5 protein-coding genes and 1 pseudogene are annotated in these 7,130 nt (G+C 43.4%); all 6 read right to left on the bottom strand.

Annotated features, from left to right (window positions below; translation table 11 throughout):
* Nucleotides 1-1,639, bottom strand: a pseudogene (locus K1I94_RS10770) (type VII secretion protein EssC); the annotation flags it as partial.
* Between the two features lie 2 nt (nt 1,640-1,641).
* Nucleotides 1,642-2,901, bottom strand: coding sequence for a type VII secretion protein EssB (gene essB / locus K1I94_RS10765; RefSeq protein WP_009659186.1), 1,260 nt, complete (start codon nt 2,899-2,901; stop codon nt 1,642-1,644).
* Between the two features lies 1 nt (nt 2,902).
* Nucleotides 2,903-3,142, bottom strand: a complete 240-nt coding sequence (locus K1I94_RS10760; protein WP_002894139.1) for an EsaB/YukD family protein — start codon at nt 3,140-3,142, stop codon at nt 2,903-2,905.
* Between the two features lies 1 nt (nt 3,143).
* Nucleotides 3,144-3,602: a type VII secretion protein EssA gene (gene essA, locus K1I94_RS10755; RefSeq protein WP_009659201.1), complete on the bottom strand. Its 459-nt coding sequence runs from the start codon at nt 3,600-3,602 to the stop codon at nt 3,144-3,146.
* A 6-nt stretch (nt 3,603-3,608) separates the two neighbouring features.
* Entirely contained in the window at nt 3,609-6,545 is a 2,937-nt protein-coding gene (gene esaA / locus K1I94_RS10750; protein ID WP_223315303.1) for a type VII secretion protein EsaA, read from the bottom strand.
* A gap of 235 nt (nt 6,546-6,780) precedes the next feature.
* Nucleotides 6,781-7,068, bottom strand: coding sequence for a WXG100 family type VII secretion target (locus tag K1I94_RS10745; protein WP_009659211.1), 288 nt, complete (start codon nt 7,066-7,068; stop codon nt 6,781-6,783).
* Between the last annotated feature and the right edge of the window lie 62 nt (nt 7,069-7,130).

The raw sequence follows: 7,130 nt of genomic DNA, 5'->3' as shown, positions 1-7,130 counted from the left end.
TGACAACCGTCTTGATATTCTCAGACAGCGAGCTCATCACATCCTGCACGAAGATCAGTGAGCAGCCCAGGTCAGTCGGATCCTCTGTGAAGAACTCCATGATGATATGGTCGAGAATCAGCTTTTCATCTGTGACCAAGACCACATAGTGAGGACTATAGAGTGTCGTCTCCTGCCGGGTCGCTTCTTCCTTCTGAGCCTTGCGTAGTTTCAGGATTTGGTTGAGACTGTTTAGAACCTGATCGTGCGTCCGCTGGTTATAGACAAAGCCACGGACGTTCAGCTCTTGTAGAGTCGCATGCGGCAGCCAGCGCAGCCAATCCCACTGATCGCGCTCCTCCTCTGGCATGATGGTAATCACCTGCACATCGTGGTAGGAGTGAAAGACCGCTAACTGCATGACCAAGAGCTGGAGCTGTTCTAGGACCAGATTGCGCGGACCGATATAGCCGACCGGTCCATGGCTGAGATTAGCCACGATAGGAAGATCAGGAATTTTCTTATGCCGAGTATAGAGAGCATAGCCCTCCTCTTCCAACGCATCTTTCTTTCCGCTCCGCTCCTCTTGACCATAGGTCAGCTTATAGGAGGTTGGCACCTGGCCAAGTCCCAAGCGATAGTAAAGAAAGTCAAAGTGAAGCGGTGTCTTCTCGTAGATGCGGTGGCTGTAGTCTGCCACCAGACCTGTCAATTCATTAATGTTTGGGAAATGGTAAAGCATCCCATCACGCTGCTCACGTTCCAGCTTATTCAGCTCAATAGCCTTGTCTTTTAGATAGAGGTGATAAAGATCGATGCGCTCCTTCTTATCTTCCTTGAACTTCTTGCGGTTTTTGAAGAAACCGCGCACCGAAAAGATAGCACTGGCAATCGACATAGTCACCGTAACGAGGATATAAATCCCCCGCGGCTGAACCAGTGTAATCAACACCGTCACCCCAACCATGAGAAGTGGCGGCACAATCAGTCTCAAGAGCTCATCATTGGGCTTTTGAGGCTCCTTGCTTGGCGGAGCAATCTGAATCTTGTCCTCTGAACTCCGATAGATAATCCGCGGTGAACGGTGATAGTCTGGATAGTCTGGGTAAAAACCATGGCGAGAAGCGCCCCGCAAGGTCAGGTTAGAACTGACCGTAGCTGGACCCGTCACCCAGATTTCTTCTGGATAGACCTTGAGGCAGATGCCTTCCAAGCTTAGCTCGTCACCGGCTTCCAGCTGGATTTGATCTCCCGTCCACTCAACGTGATTGAGGTAGACTTGACCTCGCATCTTGGTCAAAAGCCAAGAATCATTTGTTCGCTTCAAGAGCAACTCCAAAGGCGCTTCCAGACTGATAGCTGCCCCCTTCTGGTCGCTAATGAGTAACTCTTTTCTGTCCAGCAGGTCATAAACAGCCGGTTCTGAATCAGATTGATACAAGGTGAGATTACCCAAGGTCAGACCATCAGTTACGACACCCGTTTCTTCCCCCATCTGATAAAAGACTTGCCCTTTAGCTAGCTGAAGCTGGATAGGAGTCTCCTGATGGGGCAGGTAAAGCTGAGCCTTCTCGCTCGCTGCCAAGAGAACTTTCTTGTCCTCTGTCAGCTGTAGCTCATAGCGCAGATGGTCTGTATAGATGATGATTGTCTTGCTCATACTTACTCCTTCGCGCTACTGCTAGACGACGCTTCACTGCTGGAGGAAGAGCTTGCTCCTGAAGAACCTTCCTCGCCAGAAGCGCTTGAGCTAGAATCACCAGTTAGAAGCTCCTTGCGGCTATCCCAGTATTTCTTATACTCGCCTTCCAAGGACTCAAGCTTAGTCTCCCGATCCTTACCAGACAAACTATCGTCCTCACGTACCTTTTTCATCTCCTGCGTCAAGGCATAGATAATCAGATCTGAGTCATTAATCCGTTTGGCTGTGTCCAAAGCATCTTCAAAATCATTACGTCCAACTTGAATCCAGTAATTGAGATACAAATCATCTGATTTTAGTGTGACATTGTTCAGGATGACCTTGCGCTGATCATCGGAAAATTCCAGCCCCTGGATATAAGAATAGGCGAGTTCATATTTCTGTGTATTCGGCAGACTCTTAGGAGAGATTCCCTCCAGCTCATCGATGACCTTGCTATAGTCCACTTTGATAAAGGCAGTATCCGCCTGTAACAGCTTTTCCTTGAAAGGATTCTGTATGAAAATCAGATAAATCAAAGGAATGGTCAAAATCACAACAGCTGCTGTCAGCCAGATGGTTGCCAGTTTGAAAATCTTATGCTGGCGCTTGGAGACCAGTGTCTGCTTCTCTGCTTCTTCTGCAGCCTTTTCCTGATAGGATTTCTCCAAAACAGCAACCGCATCTTCCAGAGTCTCAGCCTCACGCAGTTCCACTAAGAAATCTGGCAGAGTTTCTAGCTCTAGCGAGCCCTTGTAAAGCTCCATAAAGTCCAGATCTGCAAAGAGCGTCACCGCAAAGCACTTAGCCTGACGCAAAAAGTCCTCCCGAGAAATAGCCTGAGGTGTCATGATGCCCGGAACTCCGCGGTAGGCAATCTTCGCCTGAGCATCCTTGGTAATAAATAGATTGCTAGGATGCAGCAAAAAAGTAACCGGCAATTCCAATGCCGCTTCCAAAGCAAACACATTGAGAGCCAGACGAATCCGCTCAGAAATCGTGCGCTTTTCAATATCTTCTTTAGAAAGCCCTAAAGGCTCAATCTGATAGATGAAGTAGACACTATCGTGATCAGCCTTAGTCTCCTGCTCCAAGAAAAGCGGATGATGCAGGTCCAAAAGCAAGAGCTCCCGCAAATCCTGCGTTGCCACATCCGAGCGCTTCAGCGTTAGGCTCCAATTCTTATCATTTTTTTCATAGATAAACTCTTGTTCAGCAAATACAAATTTTTCCTCAGTCACCTTAAATCTCCTCAATCTCTACTAAATCTCCTGTTGTGACTGGATAATCAGCCAAAACCTTGCCCTCATCCAGTATCAACCCCTTGTTAATAATCCGCAGCTGATACTTATGACGCTTTCCTTCGATATTGAAAATCTGATCAATCTCCCGAATGAAACGACGAACCTCAATCCGCTTAGGAATACGAATATCCACGTCCTTATCCCGCAAACGGAGGGTGATATTGATATGTCCTTCCATGTTATACTTCTCCCTTACTGATACGATAGCTGACAAAGACAGTCATACTGACCAAGAGTACGGCTGCTACAAAGTAGACTACTCCTGGCAGAAAATCATCCCAGCTGCTTTCATCATCACTTTTCAAACTCGTCTGCAACTTGGACAATTTTTCCGTTCCCGGCTGAAAAAGCTCCTTGGAATGGTAAATATCCGTCGGCCCCTGTATAGCAGAAAACAGTTGTCCCGCTTCTGTGGCCAACTGTTTGTTTTGATACTTCTTCATCTCCTGAATTTTTTCCTGATTTTCAGCAACGAAAAGAGACTTGGTGCCTTCCGATTGTGCACCAAAGTTCAGTTCTTGCTCTTTTTCAATCCGCGAATTATCTATCTGCAGACGATTATCCTTAAGCTCATCTGCGGCAACAGCCGTCACCGCAAACGAACTTAGGAGTAGGAATAAAAACAGAATTCTTTTCATACTCTTTTAAACTTCCTCAGTTTTTAATGTTCTAGTCTTGATAAAGATATTAGCTGCAACCAGCAGAGCCAGCAAGACAATCAGACCAAAGATGGCAAAGAAACCAGCTGTCTTGCCGTCAAAGTAACCTGACAGCATACCTTCTAGCACAGACAAGGCATTCAAGCTCTTGATAAAGGCTGGGAAGCCAGTCAAGCTAGCTGTCGTACCAATGGCACTAGACAGGTAGACAAAGCTGATAATCATGAAGAAAGCTAAGCCCATACCTATCACGCGCAAATGCTTGAGGAACAAATACTGCCCCTGAATCAAGACAAAGCTAGCAACCACAATCAACAAGACCCAAGATGGTACATATTCCTTTCCAATATGAAGCTGCATGCTGGAGACAATCCCAATGACCAGACCAATCGTCAGAGACAGAAAGCCTAGAATGCCCACAGTCGTAATATCTGTATCTTGTAGTTTATTAAGCTTAAAGCGGTCTTTAACCTTGCGCACAATATTTTGCGTTGCAAAGAGATAGGCCGTAAAGAGACTGACAATCTCCAACAAGAGAATCCAAGTAAACGGACGGTAAACATTGACAGTCGCTTTGACAGATGAAGAAGACTGAGCAACTGGATTAGATAGGAAGTCCAACAATACTTCATTAGGAACACCGTTCTCATAGGCATTGTTAAGAACCTTGACAAAGGACTCCACAAAGTTGCCATTATCTTCCAATTCCTTATTGAATTGTCCCATCAAGCTTTCAGCATTCGCAGACAATTTCTCTGTCGTTCCTTGTGCATTTTCCAGCTCACGATTGAAGCTGCTGAAGATCTGGTTGACACTATCAGCTGCTTGCACATTGGTCTGTGAAGAAGACTTAACGCCAGAAGTTGAAGACAGCAAGGATGAGAATTCTGAATTCAGAGATGACAAATCGGTGTCTGTCTTTTTCAGTGCATCAGTAGAAGTTTCCCGAGAAGTTGAGATGCCTTTCAATTTCTCTCGTACATCTTTGTAAAGATTGAGCTGTTTATCAATCTCAGTTGCGAGTTCTGAATTGATCCCTTTGACGTCTTCTATCTTGTTTTTCAAGTTATTAATCGTTTCATCCAAGGTTTCTTTAACCCCTTGACTCTTACCATCGTTACTTTTAGACAAGCTATTTTGATAGCTATCTAGATTCGAATTAATAGCATTTATCAAAAGGGTAGATAAAGATTCAGACATATCTTTATTTTTTAACTCATCAAAAGAATTATAAGCTTGGATTAAAGACATAACGTGTTGATAGGCAGAAGAAATCTCTTGTACTTTAGCTCCATATGCCGCTGCCGCTTTTTGTGCATCCTCTACATTCACCGGCGCACTTGCAACCTTAATACCATTCAGAGAAATATCAATTGAGCTGTCAACTGAAGTGGCTGCAGCATCATTAGCTACACTGAACTGCACATTAAAATTAGCCCCCTCAGCTAAATTAATTTCTTGCCCATTTGCTACTGTTTCGCCATTGTATGTAATAGTTTTAATTGTTACACCTGTTGGTGGAGTGACTGACAAAGTAGCCTTTCCAACCTGGCTATTAACTGGGCTGGCTGTAGAGCTAGCCGCTTTCTCTGCAGCTGCTGCCAGATTGTCTAACTCAGCACTTCCATTTCCTTGTGGTGTTCCAAATTGCGAAATGGTTGAATAGTCAAGAGCAGGAACAGACAATCCGAATTTCACCTCTGTTGGTTGAGAAGCTGGCAAAGCTTTTACTGCTTCAGCTATTTGTGCCTTCAAAGAAGCATCGTAGCTTGTTATAGCATCTCCTAACACTGCGCTAAGAGCAATAGGCTTACCTTCTTCAACACCATAGTAGACCCTTAGTTTATTATCAACAAAGCCCTGAATCTGCTTTTTATGAACATCTAGTTGCCCACGCTCTGTCTCCAAGGCAGTTTCCAACTGTTTTAGTTGCGTGCTGACATTATCAGATTGATTTTGATCTGGCTGATTACTATCATCGTCTGAAGTATCATCTGATTGTTTTTTCGTTTGTCCAAGCAGCGCGGTCAATTTTTTTTGCGATTCATTCAAACTCGTATAAAGATTTTCCGTTTCTTCTTTTAAAAGCTGGCTATCCATAGCAATCAACTCGTCCATGAAAGCTTCATAACTAGTTTGGTCGCTGACCCGCTGTTTGAGAAGACTATCAAAATTCTTCCCATAAGTCGCCTGAGAGTTATCCAAGTCATCGAAAGCCTTAGCATAAGTTTCCAGAGTCGTCTTCAGAGAGTTATTGGCTTCGACAGATGAGGCAGACATACTAACCAATGTTGGGAAGATATTCTTAGAGCCAATAGCTGAGTCCAGCAAGTTAGTTCTGTAATTGCCAATATTAGTGATTTGGACCTCTGAACTAGCCTGCACATTCTGCTGAGCTGTATATAGATTGCTCAAGATGCTTGCCATATACATATCAACCAATTGGCTATTCAGATCCGCGATAATATCCTTAGCTAGATTATTAGCTTCATTTTCAATCTGCTGATTTCCCGCAGCATTGACCTTATAAGTAACGATTGTCCGATCTGCGCTGATAGCATTAACATCTAGCACCTTCTCTGAAAAGTCACTTGGAATCGTCACGACCAGTTGATATTTACCATTTTCCAGACCAGTATCCGCAGCTCCACGCGTCACGATATACCAGTTTTGAGAGTCATCTCGTTCCAGATTCTTGACATAGCTAGCACCAAGATTGTACTCTTTCTTGTCAACCTTGACAGCCCGATCCTCATTGACAACCGCAACATTTAGTTTAGTCTTTTGGTCAGTGCGAATCTTGCTGTCCCTAGCAGTGCTTGTATTCTTTTGCACTGCGACATTCAGCGTCACTACAGCAGCCAGCAAGGCAATAACCAAAACAACGTTTCCTATATACTTAAGTAATTTTTTATTTCCCATGGATGTAAATTTCTTTTTCTTTTTAAATTTTTTTAGTTTATTGTTACATAAAAAAGCACACAGAAAGACACAAACAGCTCTAACAGTCTAATTCAGATATTGATTCAGATTGTCAGAGCTTGCCTTTACATTGCAGCGATTTTCTTATCAAACATGAAAGAAACTGCCATTTTTTCATTTTTAATCTTTACAAAAATAGGAAGGCTCTTGCCTTCCTAAAGCCGTTATAACAAAATTAGTGAATTTGTGCAGCGATATCTTGGTCAGTTTGCTCAACGATGTCAGCAACTTTAATCAACTGAGCATTGATATCTTGGAGCAATTGTGCAAATTCTTTGATTTTTGGAGACAATTCGTTGAATTGTGCTTCAAAGCTATCAAATGCAGAACCATCCCAGTTATCAGCAATAATTGCTTGTTCATTAGTCAATGTAGTCAAAACTTGAGTTACATTTTCAGAACCTTCAGTGTATCTGTTTGCAGATTGACGAAGTTCTTCTGGAGTCAATTTAATTTGTGCCATAGTTGTTTCTCCTTTAGCAAATTTATATAACGAGTACATTGTATCAATAATCACTTTATGTT

The organism is Streptococcus sanguinis (genome assembly GCF_019929145.1).
Classification (GTDB): Bacteria; Bacillota; Bacilli; order Lactobacillales; family Streptococcaceae; genus Streptococcus; species Streptococcus sanguinis_U.
Note: the sequence above shows the minus strand (reverse complement) of the source record. Positions and strands in the feature narration are given on the sequence as shown.

Excerpts from the sequence above, each read along its gene's own strand:
- K1I94_RS10760 (WP_002894139.1), bottom strand. The coding sequence starts at position 3,142 with ATGGAAGGACATATCAATATCACCCTCCGTTTGCGGGATAAGGACGTG.
- essA (WP_009659201.1), bottom strand. The coding sequence starts at position 3,602 with ATGAAAAGAATTCTGTTTTTATTCCTACTCCTAAGTTCGTTTGCGGTG.
- esaA (WP_223315303.1), bottom strand. The coding sequence starts at position 6,545 with ATGGGAAATAAAAAATTACTTAAGTATATAGGAAACGTTGTTTTGGTT.
- K1I94_RS10745 (WP_009659211.1), bottom strand. The coding sequence starts at position 7,068 with ATGGCACAAATTAAATTGACTCCAGAAGAACTTCGTCAATCTGCAAAC.